15 protein-coding genes are annotated in these 16,231 nt (G+C 69.8%); 10 read left to right on the plus strand and 5 right to left on the minus strand.

Annotated features, from left to right (window positions below):
• Positions 1-7: 7 nt before the first annotated feature.
• Positions 8-232, plus strand: coding sequence for a hypothetical protein (locus ACFV9C_RS36440; protein WP_380200989.1), 225 nt, complete (start codon positions 8-10; stop codon positions 230-232).
• Positions 233-274: 42 nt separating this feature from the next.
• On the plus strand, positions 275-1,150 hold the full coding sequence (locus ACFV9C_RS36445) for a hypothetical protein (RefSeq protein ID WP_380200991.1): 876 nt from the start codon (positions 275-277) through the stop codon (positions 1,148-1,150).
• On the opposite strand, the gene ACFV9C_RS36450 is transcribed toward ACFV9C_RS36445, so the two are convergent.
• A complete protein-coding gene (locus tag ACFV9C_RS36450; protein WP_380200993.1) occupies positions 1,139-2,080 on the minus strand; it encodes an NAD-dependent epimerase/dehydratase family protein in 942 nt (313 codons plus the stop codon). The genes ACFV9C_RS36445 and ACFV9C_RS36450 overlap by 12 nt on opposite strands.
• Positions 2,081-2,263: 183 nt before the next feature.
• Between ACFV9C_RS36450 and ACFV9C_RS36455 the strand changes: the two genes are divergently transcribed.
• The 4 genes from ACFV9C_RS36455 to ACFV9C_RS36470 all read left to right on the plus strand — a co-directional run bounded on the left by ACFV9C_RS36455 (position 2,264) and on the right by ACFV9C_RS36470 (position 5,877).
• Complete coding sequence (locus tag ACFV9C_RS36455; protein WP_380200995.1) at positions 2,264-3,730, plus strand: LCP family protein; 1,467 nt, start codon at positions 2,264-2,266, stop codon at positions 3,728-3,730.
• Positions 3,731-3,820: 90 nt separating this feature from the next.
• Positions 3,821-4,198 carry a YciI family protein gene (locus ACFV9C_RS36460; protein WP_380200997.1) on the plus strand — a complete coding sequence of 126 codons (378 nt, stop codon included), beginning with the start codon at positions 3,821-3,823 and terminating at the stop codon, positions 4,196-4,198.
• Between the two features lie 35 nt (positions 4,199-4,233).
• Entirely contained in the window at positions 4,234-5,043 is an 810-nt protein-coding gene (locus ACFV9C_RS36465) for an alpha/beta fold hydrolase (protein WP_380200999.1), read from the plus strand.
• 207 nt (positions 5,044-5,250) lie between these two features.
• Positions 5,251-5,877, plus strand: a complete 627-nt coding sequence (locus ACFV9C_RS36470; protein ID WP_380201002.1) for a superoxide dismutase — start codon at positions 5,251-5,253, stop codon at positions 5,875-5,877.
• A gap of 57 nt (positions 5,878-5,934) precedes the next feature.
• Here the strand turns inward: ACFV9C_RS36470 and ACFV9C_RS36475 are convergent, their stop codons facing one another.
• The 4 genes from ACFV9C_RS36475 to ACFV9C_RS36490 all read right to left on the minus strand — a co-directional run bounded on the left by ACFV9C_RS36475 (position 5,935) and on the right by ACFV9C_RS36490 (position 10,598).
• The gene (locus ACFV9C_RS36475; RefSeq protein WP_380201004.1) at positions 5,935-6,717 is read right to left on the minus strand and encodes an alpha/beta fold hydrolase; all 783 of its coding nucleotides are present in this window, start codon (positions 6,715-6,717) and stop codon (positions 5,935-5,937) included.
• Between the two features lie 77 nt (positions 6,718-6,794).
• Positions 6,795-8,057 carry an RNA polymerase sigma factor gene (locus ACFV9C_RS36480; protein ID WP_380201006.1) on the minus strand — a complete coding sequence of 421 codons (1,263 nt, stop codon included), beginning with the start codon at positions 8,055-8,057 and terminating at the stop codon, positions 6,795-6,797.
• Entirely contained in the window at positions 8,054-9,439 is a 1,386-nt protein-coding gene (locus ACFV9C_RS36485) for a N,N-dimethylformamidase beta subunit family domain-containing protein (RefSeq protein ID WP_380201008.1), read from the minus strand. Before ACFV9C_RS36485 ends, ACFV9C_RS36480 begins: the two co-directional genes overlap by 4 nt.
• 265 nt (positions 9,440-9,704) lie before the next feature.
• Positions 9,705-10,598, minus strand: a complete 894-nt coding sequence (locus ACFV9C_RS36490; RefSeq protein WP_380201010.1) for a TIGR03564 family F420-dependent LLM class oxidoreductase — start codon at positions 10,596-10,598, stop codon at positions 9,705-9,707.
• An 84-nt stretch (positions 10,599-10,682) separates the two neighbouring features.
• Between ACFV9C_RS36490 and ACFV9C_RS36495 the strand changes: the two genes are divergently transcribed.
• From ACFV9C_RS36495 to ACFV9C_RS36510, 4 genes are read left to right on the plus strand one after another with little or no spacing between them, the layout of a single operon-like run.
• The gene (locus tag ACFV9C_RS36495; RefSeq protein WP_380201012.1) at positions 10,683-11,219 is read left to right on the plus strand and encodes a TetR/AcrR family transcriptional regulator; all 537 of its coding nucleotides are present in this window, start codon (positions 10,683-10,685) and stop codon (positions 11,217-11,219) included.
• A gap of 31 nt (positions 11,220-11,250) precedes the next feature.
• Positions 11,251-14,259: a glycine--tRNA ligase gene (locus ACFV9C_RS36500; protein WP_380201014.1), complete on the plus strand. Its 3,009-nt coding sequence runs from the start codon at positions 11,251-11,253 to the stop codon at positions 14,257-14,259.
• On the plus strand, positions 14,256-15,224 hold the full coding sequence (locus tag ACFV9C_RS36505; protein ID WP_380201016.1) for a pyridoxal-phosphate dependent enzyme: 969 nt from the start codon (positions 14,256-14,258) through the stop codon (positions 15,222-15,224). The genes ACFV9C_RS36500 and ACFV9C_RS36505 overlap by 4 nt, the downstream gene beginning before the upstream one ends.
• Complete coding sequence (locus ACFV9C_RS36510) at positions 15,217-16,125, plus strand: ribonuclease Z (RefSeq protein WP_380201018.1); 909 nt, start codon at positions 15,217-15,219, stop codon at positions 16,123-16,125. The genes ACFV9C_RS36505 and ACFV9C_RS36510 overlap by 8 nt, the downstream gene beginning before the upstream one ends.
• Positions 16,126-16,231: the final 106 nt, after the last annotated feature.

Consider the following 16,231-nt stretch of genomic DNA (forward strand, 5'->3'; position numbering starts at 1 on the left):
CGACGCGTTGCTGGCGATCGTTCTCGATCGGGGCGGGTACGTGCACGACGACGATGACGTGGCGGCGGCCGAGAAGGACAAGGCGCCCCCGTATCCGCATGTCTCCGGTCCCTGGACCGGCAGCCCGTTGGGCGTGAAGCCGATCTCCTGGCTCGGGGTGGCCGGGATCTTCGGATCGGTGTTCGCGGTGATCGTCGTGGTGAGTGCTCTCGTCGTACTCGTACGGCGTTAGCACCCACTACGCTGAGTGGTGACGACTTCTCCGGAGGTGCCGATGGAGCCTGTGTTCGCGCCGGACGTGCCGGCGGGCGTACGCCGGTTGTACGAGCGCAGGCCGGAGCTGTTCGTGGCGGCCGACGCGCCGCGGCCCAAACGCGAAACGTCCTGGTCGGCGGAGCCGGGGAACACGTTCGGCCAGTTGCTGGTGTGGATCGGGGTGTGCGTCGGCGGGTGGATCCTCGCGCTGATCGTGATGGCGGCGACGCTGCCGACCGCGGTCGCGGCGTGGGGAGCGGTCGCGCTGGCGGGGGTCGCCGTACTCGCGACCGGCGGGATCCTGGCGAAGTCGATGATCGAGGACCGCGGCCACAAGGCGGTCCGGAAGCAGCACCGGAAGTACCTGCTCCCGGAAGACTTCGACAGTGAAGCCTCGTGGTTGCTCGGCCGGGCGCAGCGCGCGGTGAGAACGGTGCTCGAGGCAACCGTCACGCGGCGCGGATTGCTGGACGACGTGAAGAACGAACTGGTGCTCCCGGAACAACTGTGGGACATCGCGCAGGTGCTGCGGGAGCAGACGGTACTGCGCGCGCGGCAGAAGGACATCGCGGGTGGTGCGAGAACGGCGGAGCTGGACGCCGTACTAGGCCCCCAGCGGCGCGCGCTCGCGCTGTCCGCGGAGGCCATCAAACGCAAGGTAGACCTCCTCGATCAGTACGCCGACCGAGTCCGCTCCGCCGACGCCGCCCTCCGCGCCGAAGCCGCCCTGGAGGACGGCGACCGCTACATAGAACTCCTCGCCCGCACAGAACCCGCCGGCGACACCGCCGTACTAGAAGGCTTCACCGACGAAGCCACAGCCTTGAAAGACACCCTGACCCGCTCCATCAACGCCGCCCGAGACGCCGGCCGAACTCTCGCCCTACCCGAGTAGTTCAGTTTCCTGCTCGGCAGTCAGGCCGATGGTGAGGGGTGGGGTGCCTCGGTGGTGGTCCCAGGTGAGGACGTCTTGGATTGTGGTGCGGAGGGGCGTGGTCGGCAGGCCGGCTGCGCGGGACTTGGTGGGGTTTCGGCGGCGTTCGCCCCACTCGGATTCGGGGTCGATGAGGGGGAAGCGGGGTGGGACGGCGTCGCGAGGGACGGGGATGAGGTCGACGGTGGTGCCGGAGAGGTCGGCGGCGGTGTGGATCAGTTCGGCGATGGTGGAGTCGGGGCCGACCGCGTTGTAGGCGCCGGGGCGGGCGTCCGTGATCAGCTGGGTGATGAGCCGCGCGACGTCGCGGCTGTCCACGAGTTGCAGCGGCGCCTCGGGCTTGGTGGGGAGCGCGACCCGGCCCCCGCGAGCACCCCGGCGGATCCAGTACAGCGCCGTACCGGACGAATCCCCGGGCCCCGTCACCCGCCCGGGCCGGATGATCGTCGCGCGATCGCCGTACCGCTCCACGACATCGTCCTCACACGCGACCTTGCACGGTCCGTACGTGTCGTTCGTCAGTACGTCGGCATCCCGCAACGGCTCGCGCCGCGGCGCAGTCTCGTCCGTACCGGCGGGCAGGTCCCGCACATACACGGCATGACTCGACACGAACACATACCGCCCGACCCGGTCCCCGAGCACGTCCATCGCCTGGTCGACGTCGCGCGCCCGGAACCCGCTCAGGTCCACGACCGCGTCCCACTCGCCGGCCTTCAGCGCGGAGTAGTCCCCGCCGGCCCGGTCCCCGACGTACTGCGTGACGCCGGGCGGCAGCGGCGTACCGCTCACCCCGCGGCTGAACGACGCGACCTCCGCGCCCTGGTCGAGTGCGTCGTCCACGACCGCACGCCCGACAAATCCGTTCCCGCCCAGAATCAGAATCCGCACAACCGCCCAACCTATCCCCGCGCCCCGGCCGCCGCGACCGGATTGATCGACAACCGAATGAGCCTGTAACACGTCTGAACAGGTGAAGCTGCGGTCTGTACCGCACACTGGGAGTGAGGTGTGGGTACGGGGACAGGGGAGCCGATGGGGAGTGCGCGCGCGACGGCGAGGCGGCCGCGGTCGATGCCGAAGTTGCTGGGGTTCACCCTGCTGGGCGCACTGCTTCCAGGACTCGGACTGATCATCGGCGGGCGCCGGAAGCTGGGTGCGTTCGTGCTCACGGTGTTCCTCGCGCTGGTCGGGGTCGCGGCGTACGTCGCTCTGACCCGGCGCGACGAGGTGATCGCGGCGGCCGTCGTACCGAGCCGGCTGCTGATCACGTCGGTGCTGATCGCGGCGCTCGCGTTCGGGTGGATCGTGGTGGTCGTCGGCTCGCACCGGTCGTTGCGTCCGGCAACCGGCGGCGCCGGCGGGCGGGTGGCCGGCGCGCTGTTCGTCGGCGTGCTGTGCTTCGCGATCGCGGCGCCGGCGGCGATCGGCGTACAGACCGTGCTCGCGCAGCGGACCTTGGTGCAGGACGTGTTCCAGTCGCAGGGCGAGAGCAAGAGCGCCACCCGGCCGACCACCGTCAACGTGAAGGACCCGTGGGAGGACCGGCCGCGGCTGAACCTGCTGCTGCTCGGCGGTGACGACGCGCCGAGCCGTGAGGGCGTCCGGACCGACACCGTGATCGTCGCGAGCATCGACACCAAGACCGGGAACACCTCGCTGGTCTCGATGCCGCGGAACCTGACGTTCATGCCGTTCCCGGCGGACTCGCCGCTGCGCAAGTTCTACCCGGACGGGTTCGGCAAGGAGGGGCTGAGCCTGGACGGGCGGCTGGAGTGGATGCTGACCGCGATGTACCAGAACATCCCGGACGCGCACCCCGGCATCCTCGGCCCGTCGGACAACGAGGGCGCGGACGTGGTGAAGCAGTCCGTCGGCGAGGCGACCGGGCTGAAGATCGACTACTACCTGCAGGTGAACCTGCAGAGCTTCCCGGAGATCGTCGACGCGCTCGGCGGGATCACCGTGAACGTCAACGAGCGGGTCGCGATGGGCGGCATCAGCAGCTCGCACATCCCGCCGAAGGAGTGGATCGAGCCGGGTCCGCGGCAGCACCTGGACGGGCGGCACGCGCTGTGGTTCGCGCGCGGGCGGTACGGCGCCGACGACGACCAGCGGCAGGTCCGGCAGCGGTGCGTGATCAAGGCGATCGTGGACGCGGCGGACCCGCAGACGCTGGTCACGAAGTACAAGGCGATCGCGAAGGCGGGTCAGCACCTGCTCCGCACGGACATCCCGCAGGAGCTGTTGCCGGCGATGGTGGAGCTGGCGCTGAAGGTGAAGTCGGCAACTGTCTCGAACGTCACGCTCGACTCGGAGAAGCTCCGCCTGAAGTACCTGCACCCCGACTACCAGGCCCTCCGCGAAACGGTCCAGTCAGCCGTCGACTCCGACCCGGCCCCCGCGACCACCCCGGTCACGCCGACTACCCCGACCACCACCCGCAAGCCCACCACCCCGACCACCACCCCACCCCCAGGCCCGACCCAGAACCTCGCCGACGCCTGCGCCTACAACCCCTCCGGCGACCAACCGAACTGAGGCGAAGATAGTTTTGCGGCCGGGTGTCGATCCGCCGGTGGCCCGCTCGACGTGAGAGTAAGTGATCGACCCACACGACGAGGAGCAGCGATGCGTTTCATGATCATCAACAAGGCCGACGCCGACAGCGAGGCGGGGAAGTTCCCGCCGCCGGAGGTGGGCGAAGCGGTCGGGCAGGTCGTCGAGGACCTGCAGAAGGCCGGCGTACTGCTGTTCGCCGAAGGGGTGCACCGGAGCTCGCTCGGCGCCCGGGTGAAGGTCGACGGCGGTCAGCGGACCGTGACCGATGGGCCGTTCGCGGAGACCAAGGAACTGGTCGGCGGCGTGATCGTGGTCGAGGTGCGGAACCGCGACGAGGCGATCGAGTGGGCGGCCCGGCTCGCGGAGGCGCTCCGCGACGAGGTCGAGGTACGGCGGGTCGTCGAAGAGGCGGACTTCGACCCGAACTCGGACCTGTACACGAGCTGATGTCCATTCGTGCCCCTCCCGTTCGTGGGAGGGGCATGAACAACATCCTGAAGGTTTCCGACGCAGAGCTGTACTACGAGGTGCGCGGCCACGGACCGCTGGTGGTCCTGGTCGGCGCGCCGATGGACGCGGACGCGTTCGGCCCGCTGGCCGACCTGCTGGCCACCGACTACACGGTCCTGACCTTGGACCCGCGCGGCGTGAAGCGCAGCACGCTGTACCCGGGCGGTACGTCGCGACCCGAACAGCGGGCCGACGACCTGGCCGCGTTGATCCGGCACGTCGACGCCGGGCCGGCCGTCGTCCTCGGATCCAGTGGTGGAGCGGTCAGCGCGCTGGCGCTGGCGCAGTACCACCCGGACGTCGTACGGACCGTGATCGCGCACGAGCCGCCGCTCAGCCGGCTGCTGCCGGACGCGGACGAGCTGCTCGCGATGGCCGAGAAGCAGATGGCCACCTACCTGTCTGGCGACGTGGTTGGCGCGTTCAAGCAGTTCTTCCGGGGCGCGAACATCCAGATCCCCGACCAGGTCGTCGAGCTGATGTTCGCCGGCGACCGCGACCCGGTCCAGGTGGCCGCCGAGCGGTTCTGGTTCGAGCACGAGATGCGCGAGACCATCACCTGGCTCCCGGACCTCGACAAGCTCCGCGAGGCCACCATCATGGTCGGTATCGGCGAGGAGTCGACGGACCAGCTCTGCGACCGTACGTCGATCGCCCTGGCCGACCGCCTCGGCATCGAACCGACCCGCTACCCCGGCGGCCACACCGGCTTCGCGGACGCCCCGGAGGCTTTCGCGACGGTGTTCCGGGCCGAGCTGGAAGTTATCCACAGCCCGAGGTGAGACTCGCGCGTGGGTCGTGGGGTGGAGTATGTGAAGCTGGGGGTGTTCGGTGGGTGCGCGTGGGTTCGCGTCCATCGGGCACCGGGCAAGTGCCGCGTCGCCCGCGTGACTACTTGACCTCAACCGTGGTTGAAGTTTCAAGCTGGTGTCGCTGACTTGGGCATCGGAGATATCGGCCCCCGCCGGGGCCCCGACGAAGGAGCAGAGTTGACCACGTACACGCTTCCCGATCTTCCCTACGACTACAGCGCGCTCGCGCCGAGTATCGCCGGCGAGATCATGGAGCTGCACCACGACAAGCACCACGCGACCTACGTGAAGGGTCTGAACGACACCCTGGACAAGCTGGCCGAGGCCCGCGACAAGGGTGACTTCGGCGCGATCGTCGGGCTGGAGAAGACGCTGGCCTTCAACCTCGGCGGGCACGTCAACCACTCCATCTTCTGGAAGAACCTGTCGCCGGACGGCGGCGACAAGCCGGACGGCGAGCTCGGCGCGGCGATCGACGAGTTCTTCGGCTCGTTCGACTCGTTCCAGGCGAACTTCACCGCGAGCGCGACCACCATCCAGGGCTCCGGCTGGGCCATCCTCGGCTGGGACGCGCTGGGCGGCAAGCTGCTCATCCACCAGCTGTACGACCAGCAGGGCAACCTGCCGGCCGGGCAGATCCCGATCGCCATGCTGGACATGTGGGAGCACGCGTTCTACCTGCAGTACAAGAACGTGAAGCCCGACTACGTCAAGGCGTGGTGGAACGTCGTGAACTGGGCCGACGCCCAGGCTCGCTTCGACGCGGCTCGCTCCGGCGCCGCGAAGCTGATCGCCGGCGCCTGACACAACCCGCGGTACGACGAAGGGCGCCCGGCTCCGGCTGAGCGCCCTTCGTGTCCGTCAGCCACAGAAATCCGCGATCACCGGGGCGATCGCCGACGCCTTGATCACGTGGTTCTGACCAGGTACCTCGGTGTGCCGCGCGCCCGGCACCGCTTCCGCGAGCGCGTGTGTCGACGCCTTCATCCAGCTCGGGCTCTTCCCGCCGTTCACCACCAGGACGGGTTGGTCGATCGGCGCCCACTGCTCCGCGTCCATCGGGTCGCCGAAGCAGTTCTTGCCGACCACCTGCGCGTCGTACGGCAGCGTGTGCGCGACCGCCTTCATCGGCTTCCAGGCCGGCATCAGCTTCATCATCGTGACGAACGCGGCCGGCAGCCCGATGCCCTTGGTGAAGAAGTACTTGATCGCGGCGGCAGGTTCCAGCGCCTGCAGGTCCGTGATCCAGGTCCGCGGGATCTGCTTGCGGCTGTCGTCGACGACGTACGGCGGCTCGAACGCGACCAGCTTCTCGACCGGCAATCCCGCCGCGGTGGCCCGGAGCGCGAGCGCCGCGCCGGACGACGAGCCATACACGTACGCCGATCCGCCGGCCGCCTCGAGCACCGCCGCCAGGTCCTCGATCTCGCGGTCCACGGCGTACTCGCCGGAATCCCCAGAGTCGCCGCGCCCGCGCCGGTCGTAGTTGTAGACGGTGAACCGGTCCGCGAGCGCCTCGGCGAGCTCGGGCATCGGCCCCTGCGCGCGGGAGCAAAGCGCCCCGTCGACCAGCACCAATGCGGGTCCGCTGCCGCGCCGGTCGTACGCGATGGTGGTGCCGTCCTTCGAAACCACGGTGTCCATGTCGATCCTCCTGAGTGAGTCAGTGTTCACCCGTGCGTCGAGGACCTGAGGACTGGATCGACAGCCTGTGATGTAGGTCACATTTGACAGGCCGCAGCGCGTTCCAGGAGGAGTTTGCGTTCCCGTTCGTTGCGGGTGAGGGCGGCGGCCTTCTCGAACTCGGCGCGGGCCTCGTCCAGGCGGCCGAGCTTGAACAGCAGGTCGCCGCGGACGCTCGGCAGCAGGTGGTACTCCTTCAGCGACGGGTCGTCGGCGAGCAGGTCGACCGCCTGCAGTCCGCGTTCGGGGCCGAACGCCATCGAGATCGCGACCGCCTGGTTGAGCTCGACCACCGGTGAGGGCGTGACCTGTGCGAGGACGGCGTACAGGCCGGCGATCCGGGCCCAGTCGGTGTCCTCCGGGTCGGCGGCGCGGGCGTGGCAGGCGGCGATCGCGGCCTGGAGGAGGTACGGGCCGGGCGGCTTCTCCAAGGCCCAGGCGCGCTCGATGCCCTCCAGCCCGCGGCGGATCAGCAGGCGGTCCCAGCGGCGGCGGTCCTGGTCGAGCAGCAGTACGGGTTCGCCGTCCTGGCCGGTACGGGCGTTCGCGCGGGACGACTGGAGTTCCATCAGGGCGAGCAGGCCGAGTACCTCGGGTTCGGTCGGCATCAGCTCGACGAGGAGCCGGCCCAGGCGCATCGCCTCGTTGCACAGCGCCGGGCGCATCCAGTCGTCGCCGGCGGTCGCGGAGTACCCCTCGTTGTAGATCAGGTACACGACTTCCAGGACGGACTGGAGGCGGTCGAGCAGCTCCGGGCCGGACGGCACCTCGAACTCGACGCCGGCCTTCGCCAGGTTGCGCTTGGCCCGGACGATGCGCTGCGCGATCGTCGGCTCCGGGGCGAGGAACGCGCGGGCGATCTCGTCGGTCTTCAGGCCGCCGAGCAGCTTCAGCGTCAGCGTGACGCGGGCGTCCATGGTGAGCACCGGGTGACAGGCCGTGAAGACCAGCCGGAGCAGGTCGTCCTCGATGTGGTCCTCGAGGATCGCCTCCACGTCGTCCTCGACCGAGTCGCCGTCGATCTCGAGCTCGTGGCCCATCTCGGCGAGCTTGCGCTGGTACGTCTCCTTGCGCCGGATCAGGTCGATCGCCCGCCGCTTCGCGATCGCCATCAACCAGGCGCCCGGATTCTGCGGTACGCCGGACTGCGGCCACTGCTCCAGCGCTGCTACCAGCGCGTCCTGAGCCAGTTCCTCGGCCAGCCCGACGTCCCGGACGATCCGCGCCACACCCGCGACGATCCGGGCCGACTCGATCCGCCAGACCGCGTCGACCGCCCCACCCGCGTCAGTAACCGTCACCCGCCGATAGTAGACAGGTCCGGTGCCTGGGGTGCGTGCCCTGCCCTGGTGAACGCGGACAGGTTGCCGACGGCCGGATGGTTCCGGCCGAGGGGGCCCGCCGACAGGGCGTGGAGGAGATTCAGGGTGACGGTCCGGGCGAACGCCGCAGCCGGCGACGCGCGGTCGCCGAGGGTGGAGATCCAGCTCATCGACCCGGTGTTGAAGACGCCGGCTCCGGAGCGCACGGTGTAGTACGTGGCGTCCGCGAAGACGTGCTTCGGTCCACAGTTCGCCGGCGAATGGGCAACCACTTCGAGGTTCGGCGGCGTGCCCGGGAGCGGATAGGCCCGGTCGATCTCGGTGTCGGCCAGCCCCGGGTACGCCGTACCGTCGACCGCGCCCGTCCCGGCGAAGAGGAAGAACCCCGGCTCCCGGACGACGAACGAGGCCCGGCGGGCGAAGCACACGTACAGCATGCCGTTCAGCGAGTTCTCCGGATTCGGGTACGGCTTGCTGATCCACCGGACCGTGGTGTCCGGCCGGTTGTGCACCGGATCGAGGGTCGCGTCCTTGTAGCCGATCATGACGCGTTCCGGACCGAGCCGGCTGGGGGCGTAGCGCACCCGCCAGTAGACCGAGTTCCCGCCGAGGAAGGCGAGATTCGTCCCGGTGTCCCGGGCGCGCGTGACGGCGGCGCGCATCGGCAGGCTCCAGTACTCGTCGTGGCCGAGCGACAAGATGCCCCGGGCACCGGTCAGCGCGGTGCGATCGGCGTCCAGGTCGACACTGGTCAGATAGGCCAGGTGTACGCCGCTCCGGTCGGCCAGTTCGAGCAGCGGCAACTCGAACCTGAACAGCAGGGGTGCGCCGTTGCCGTCGTACGGGCGGTCGAAGCTGACCCGGTACGAACGAGTCGGGTAGGACGAGTCCGGGCCGTGGTACAGCGAATAGCCGCCCCAGGCGTTGTAGGCCTGGTAGGTGTTGACGGCGTTCACGATGACCACCGCTCCGCGGGCCGAGTCCGAACGGATCGTGATCGGGACGTACTTCTGCCTGCCGTTCGCCGCGGTCAGCAGCAACAGGTAGGTGCCGGGCGGCCAGCCTGCGGTCTGCACGGTCAGGGAAGGCTTCCAGTTCGTCGTGACCATGCGGTCCGCCGCGATCAGCGGCGCCGGTTGCGGCACCCCGGGAATCGGCGTCGAACTCCAGACCAGCAGGGCGCCGGTTCCGCCGTACCAGCCGATGCGGAAGGCCTGGACGGTGAACGCGCCCGCGGAGGAGGTCACGTACAACCGGAACGGCCGGCCGCTGCGGACACTCGCCCGGTCGGTGAAGCCGGCGAGCTCCGAGGGCCCGGCGAGGTGGCCAGGAGCGATCTCCCATTGTTTCGAGGCCCGCACCGTGACCATCCTCGGACGGGTCGTACGGGGCGTAGGCGCCGGCGTTCGGCCCTTGCCTGCGCCTTGCATGGCCCGAACGGGCGTGCCGGAGCAACCCGCGACCACGAGTAACGCCACCGCGCCCCAGAGCATCCAACGGTGCATCGAGTCCCCCCTCGCCAGAGCAAACCACACCGCGACTTGGAGAAGCCTGAGACGGTCGCTCTGGATGGTCTCCGGAGCGGACGGCGGAGCTAGTGAACTACCGCCGCATGTCTGGGCGAGGTCACCGCATGACTGTAGACAGGAACGCGGTCGTCCGCTCCTGGTCGGCCGCGGTGCCGATCGGGGCCAGCATCGCGTCGGTTGCTCCCGCGTCGCGGATCCGCTCCAGTTGTTTGGTGATCGTTGCCTCGTCCCCGGCCAGCAGTAGGTCGGCCGGCCCGTCGACGCCTTCTCGTTCGAGCATCGCCCGGTACTCCGGCACCTGCCCCGCCACTGCGAACTCCTTCGCGAATCGTGCCCGTACGACGTCCTCCGCGGACGTCAGACACACAGCAAACCCCGCCACCACCCGCGGCGTACGACTCCCGGCCGCCCGCGTGATCGTCGGTACGACGTGGTTGCTGAGTGTCCGAGGTCCGGTCATCCACGTGACCGTCCCGTCCGCGAGCTCTCCCGCGACCTGCAACATCACCGGCCCCAACGCCGCCACCAGAACGGACGGGTGGTCTTCCGATGGAGGGGTGAGCCGGCCGACGGCTGTGTAGTACTTGCCGTGGTGGTCGACCGGCTCACCTTCGAGGAGGGGACGGAGTACTTGCAGGTACTCGCGGAGCCGGGTAGCGGGGTGGTCCGTAGGGAGGCCGTACATGGTGGTGACCATGCGGGCGATGCCGGCGCCGATGCCGAGCGTGAGCGGGCCGGCGATTGCGGCCTGCGTCGTGAGGGCCTGGCGGGCCAGGAGTAGTGGGTGCCGCTGGGGGAACGGGACCACCGCGGTGCCTAGCTCCGTCGCCACCGGGCCGACGGCGGCGAGGGCGGTCAGGGCGTCCCAGCCGATGCCGTCCGAGATCCAGGCGGAGCGCGCGCCGGCCGCGGCCGCCGCGCGGATCTGACGGGTGACTTCAGGGAGTGGGGTCGGGCCTCGGACGTCACCGAAGGCCATGCCGATGTGCATGTGAGCTCCTAATAAGTGGGGTGCCACCCCGTTTATGTCCGCTACGATATGGGGGCCCACCCCAGTTACGCAAGGAAGACCACGATGCGAGCCGACGCCCAACGCAACCGCGACCGCCTGGTCGCCGTCGCGGCCGACGTGATCGGGGAGTACGGCGCGGACGCGTCCCTGGAGGAGATCGCCCGGCGGGCCGGCGTCGGGTCGGCGACCCTGCACCGGCACTTCGGTGGCCGGATCGCGCTGCTGGAAGCGGTCTTCCGGAGCAGTATCGACGCGGTCTGCGCGCAGGCGACCGAGCTGCTCGACGACCCGGATCCCCTGCGGGCGTTGACGGCCTGGCTGCAGACGATGGTCGCGCACGCCACCGGCAGCCGCGGCCTGGCGGCGGCGCTGGTGATGAGCGGCGACTGCGGTTCGGACGCCCACGCCCGCCTACTGGCCGCCGGCCGAAAGCTCGTCGACCGTGCGCAGGCCGCGGGCGCCGTACCCGCGGAAACCCGGGTCGAGGACCTGCTCAAACTGGTCAACGGCATCTCGCTGGCCAGCGGCGACGACCCCGATCAGGCGGCCCGGCTGCTCACTCTGGCAATCCGGGGGATAGCGCCGGCACGCAGCGAATAGACTTCGTGACCGGAAACCCCCAGACGATGGCATGAGGTTTGCTGTGCTCACCATGCAGGACGCGCTGCTCGCGCTGACGAAGTACTGGACCGACCGGGGCTGCATGGTCGTGCAGCCGTTCAACACCGAGGTCGGTGCCGGAACGCTGAACCCGGCGACCATTCTGCGGGTGCTCGGTCCCGAGCCGTGGCGGGTGGCGTACGTCGAGCCGAGTGTCCGGCCGGACGACAGCCGCTACGGCGAGAACCCGAACCGCCTGCAGACCCACACCCAGTTCCAGGTGGTGCTGAAGCCGGACCCGGGCAACCCGCAGGAGCTGTTCCTGGACAGCCTCGAGGCGCTCGGCATCGACATCGACGCGCACGACGTCCGGTTCGTCGAGGACAACTGGGCGAACCCGGCGACCGGTTCCTGGGGCCTCGGCTGGGAGGTCTGGCTGGACGGCCTGGAGATCACCCAGTTCACGTACTTCCAGCAGGCCGGCGGCATGACGCTGGACCCGGTGTCGGTGGAGATCACGTACGGCATCGAGCGGATCATGATGGCGCTGCAGGGCGTCTCGCACTTCAAGGACATCGCTTACGCGCCAGGCATCTCGTACGGCGAGGCGTTTGGCCAGGCGGAGTACGAGATGAGCCGTTACTACCTGGACGACGCGGACGTGGAGTCGCAGAAGCGGCTGTTCGAGGAGTACGCGAACGAGGCCCGCCGGATGATCGACGACCGCCTCCCGGTGCCGGCGCACATCCAGGTACTGCGGTGTTCGCACACGTTCAACGTCCTCGACGCCCGCGGTGCCGTCAGTACGACGGAACGCGCGAAGGCGTTCGGCCGGATGCGGACGCTGGCCCGCGAGGTGTCGCGGCTGTGGGCGGAGCGCCGCGAGGAACTGGAGCACCCGCTGGGTCTCGCCGAACTGCCGCCGGCCGCGCCGGAGCCGACCGAGTTCCCCGCGATCAACGGCACCCGGCAGCTGACCTTCGAGATCGGCACCGAGGAGATGCCGCCGTCGGAGGTCACCAAGACCGCCGCCGCGGTGCAGGCCGCGCTGGAGGAGAAGCTGGCCGCGACGCGGCTCGAGCACGGCACGATCACGACATACGCGACCCCGCGCCGGGTCGTCGCGTTCGTCGCCTCGGTGCACGCGGGCGAGCCGGACGCGGAGCGGGTGGTGCGCGGCCCGAAGAAGGCGGCCGCGTACGACGCCGACGGCAACCTGACGAAGGCCGCCGCCGGGTTCGCCCGCGGGCAGAAGGTCGACGAGAGCGAGCTGCACGACCTGGACGTCGACGGCGTCGAGTACGTCGCGGTGACGAAGCCGGACCCGGGTCGCGGTGCGGCCGAGGTGCTCAGCGGAGTACTCAGCGAGATCGTCGCGGGCCTGCGCTCGGACAAGAACATGCGCTGGAACGACGCGAAGCTGTCCTTCACCCGCCCGATCCGCTGGCTGGTGGCGCTGCTGGGCGACCAGGTCGTTCCGGTCTCGGTGTCGACCCTCGCCGCCGACCGGATCACCCGCGTCCACCGAACCGCCGCGCAGCCGAAGGTCGAGATCGCGGCCGCGGAGGGCTACCTGGACCTGCTCCGGATCCACGGCATCGAGGCCGACCCGGCCCGGCGCCGCGCGACGGTCGTGGAGGCGGCCGCCGACCTGTCCGCGAAGGTGCAGGGCACGGTGGACGTCGAGGGCGAGGCCGCGCTGGTCGACCAGATCGTCAACCTGATCGAGGAGCCGACGCCGATCCTGGGCGGGTTCGCCCCGGAGTACCTGGACCTGCCGAGCGAGATCCTCACGACCGTGATGCGCAAGCACCAGCGGTATCTGCCGGTGCGCGACCACGACGGCAAGCTGCTCCCGAACTTCGTTGCCGTGGCCAACGGTTCGGTGGACGAGGACCTCGTCCGGGCGGGCAACGAGGCGGTGCTGCGGGCCCGCTACGAGGACGCTGCCTTCTTCTGGCGCGCGGATCTGGACACGCCGCTGGAGTCGATGAAGGGCGAGCTGGAGAAGCTGGCGTTCGAGGAGCGGCTCGGCTCGATGGCCGACCGCGCCGGGCGGATCGGGCGGATCGCGCTGGCGCTCGCGGCCACGGTGGAGTTGGGCGGCGACGACCTGGAGACGTTGCAGCGGGCGGCCGAGCTGGCGAAGTTCGACCTCGGCTCGCAGATGGTCGTCGAGCTGACCAGCCTGGCCGGCACGATGGCCCGCGAGTACGCCAAGCGTGCGGGCGAGACCGACGCGGTCGCGCAGGCGCTGTTCGACATGGAGCTGCCGCGGTCGGCCGGTGACCCGGTGCCGTCGACGACTCCGGGAGCGCTGCTCGCGCTGGCGGACCGCTTCGACCTGCTGGCCGGACTGTTCGGCATCGGCGCGAAGCCGACCGGCAGCTCGGACCCGTTCGCGCTCCGGCGGGCCGCGGCCGGTGTGGTCGCGATCCTGCGCGAGCACCCGGAGCTGCGGGCGATCACGCTCCCGGTCGGCCTGCGGGCGGCGGCCGACGAGATCGGTGCCCAGGGCATCGACGTACCGGCGGAGTCGCTGGACGAGGTGGCCGAGTTCACCGTACGGCGGTACGAGCAGCAGCTGATCGACCGTGGCGACGACCACCTCCAGGTGGCTGCGGTGTTGCCGCTGGCAACTGCTCCGGCGGCGGCGGACGAGACGCTGAAGTCCCTGCAGGAGCTGGTCGGCGACAGCAACTTCGCCAACCTGGTCGCGGTCCTGCAGCGGGTCCGGCGGATCGTCCCCGAGGGCACCGCGGCGGAGTACGACGCGGCCAAGCTGACCGAGCCGGCCGAGGTCGCCCTGCACGAGGCCGTCCAGAAGATCGGCCAGGCGCCCACCGGCCTGTCCGACTTCGTCACCGCGACGTCCGTCCTGGTCGACCCGGTGAACCGCTTCTTCGACGACATCCTCGTGATGGCGAAGGAGCCCGACCTACGCGCCGCCCGCCTCGGCCTGCTGGCGACAATCAGCAAGCTGGCCGCCCCAGTCCTCGACTGGCAGGCCCTCGGCACCAGTTTGAGCCCCGCCGAATGAACCCCGAACAGGTTGCCGCCAGGGCCGAGCTCGTCGCGCCGGCCCTGCGCGAGCACCTGTTCGTGACACCGTTCGTGCGGTACGACGCCTTGAGCGACGACGTCGGCGCCGAGGTGCTGGTGAAGTGTGAGCACCAGCAGCGGACCGGGTCGTTCAAGGCGCGGGGTGCGTTGGCGAAGGTGCTGAACCTCGCCGATGGGCAGCGCGCGACAGGTGTGGTCACGGCGTCCACCGGGAACCACGGGCTTGGGGTCGGGAATGCGTTGGCGACGCTCGGTGGGCGAGGGATTGTCTATCTGCCGGAGAACGCGGCGCCCGGCAAGGTTGCCGCGCTGCAAAGGTTCGGGCTCGAGTTGCGGGCCGAGGGCAACGACACTGGCGTACTGGAGCTCAAGGCCCGCGCGTATGCAGCCGAGCACGGGCTGACGTACATCCCGCCGTACAACGACCCGGAAATCGTGGCCGGGCAAGGGACGGTCGGTGTCGAGATCGTCGAACAGCTCGCGGGACGGCCACTGGATGCGGTCGTCGTCGCGGTCGGCGGCGGTGGGCTGATCAGTGGTGTCGCCGCAGTGCTCAGGAAGCATCTGCCGAACCTCGCGGTGTACGGCGCTCAACCAGCCGTCGACGATGCGATGGCGGCGTCGGTGCGGGCCGGGAAGATCGTGCAGGTCGACGCCGGCGAGACCCTGTCGGACGGTACGGCAGGCAGCGTCGAGCCCGGGAGCATCACGTTCGACCTGTGTCGCGAGCTGGTCGACGAGTGGGTGCTGGTCTCCGAGGACTCGATCCGGGACGCTCTGCGGCTGGTCATCGACACCGAGCACCAGTTGATCGAGGGCGCGGCAGCGCTGGCCTTCGCGGCCGTACGGGAACGGCGTACCGAGCTGGCCGGCCGGCGGGTCGCGGTGGTGTCCTGCGGCGGCAACATGTCGTCGTCGACGTTGGTGCGCGCCCTTGCGTGAACTCGTTGTGCTGGGCACCGGCAGTCAGGTGCCGTCGCGCGAAAGGACGCAGAACGGGTACTTCCTGCGGTGGGACGACGAGGGGTTCCTGTTCGACCCGGGCGAGGGGACGCAGCGGCAGATGATCTTCGCGGGGGTATCAGCCGGGGCGATCACGCGGTTGTGTGTGACGCACTTCCACGGGGACCACTGCCTGGGCGTGCCGGGGGTGGTGCAGCGGCTGTCGCTGGATGGCGTACCGCATCCGGTGCATGCGCACTACCCGGCGTCGGGGCAGACGTACTTCGACCGGTTGCGGTACGCCGCGTCGTTCTTCGAGGGGGCCGAGCTGCTCGAGGAGCCGGTCGAGGAGGACGGGCTGCTGTCGGTCGGGTCGTTCGGGCAGTTGTGGGCGCGCCGGCTGGAGCACCCGATCGAGTCGTTCGGGTACCAGCTGATCGAGCCGGACGGGCGGCGGATGCTGCCGGCGCGGCTCGCGGAGTACGGCGTGACAGGGCCGGACGTCGGGCGGCTGCAGCGGACCGGGACGATCGAGGTCGGCGGGCGGACCGTGCGGATCGAGGACGTCAGCGAGGTACGGCGCGGGCAGCGGTTCGCGTTCGTGATGGACACGCGGCTGTGCGAGAACGTGCTGCGGCTGGCCGCGGACGCCGACCTGCTGGTGATCGAGTCGACGTACCTCTCGGCGGAGGCGGAGCTGGCCCGCCGATTCGGGCATCTGACCGCGCGGCAGGCGGCCCGGGTCGCGGCCGAGTGCGGCGTACGGAAGCTGGTCCTGACGCACTTCTCCCAGCGGTACCTGGAGCCCGCGCGGTTCTATGAGGAGGCGGCCGAGGAGTTCTCCGGAGAGGTCGTGGTGGCGTCGGATCTCAGCAGAATCTCAGTTCCAACCCGTCGCTAGCGAACAGTTCGTTACGGCCTGGCGAACAAGCCTGAACCCGTGCTGCGGCATCATCGGCCGGGATTAACATTGACCGCGAATCCAACGGCCGATCCCCAGGAGCAGA

Origin of the sequence: Kribbella sp. NPDC059898 (assembly GCF_042730855.1) — a bacterium.
Taxonomy (GTDB): domain Bacteria; phylum Actinomycetota; class Actinomycetes; order Propionibacteriales; family Kribbellaceae; genus Kribbella.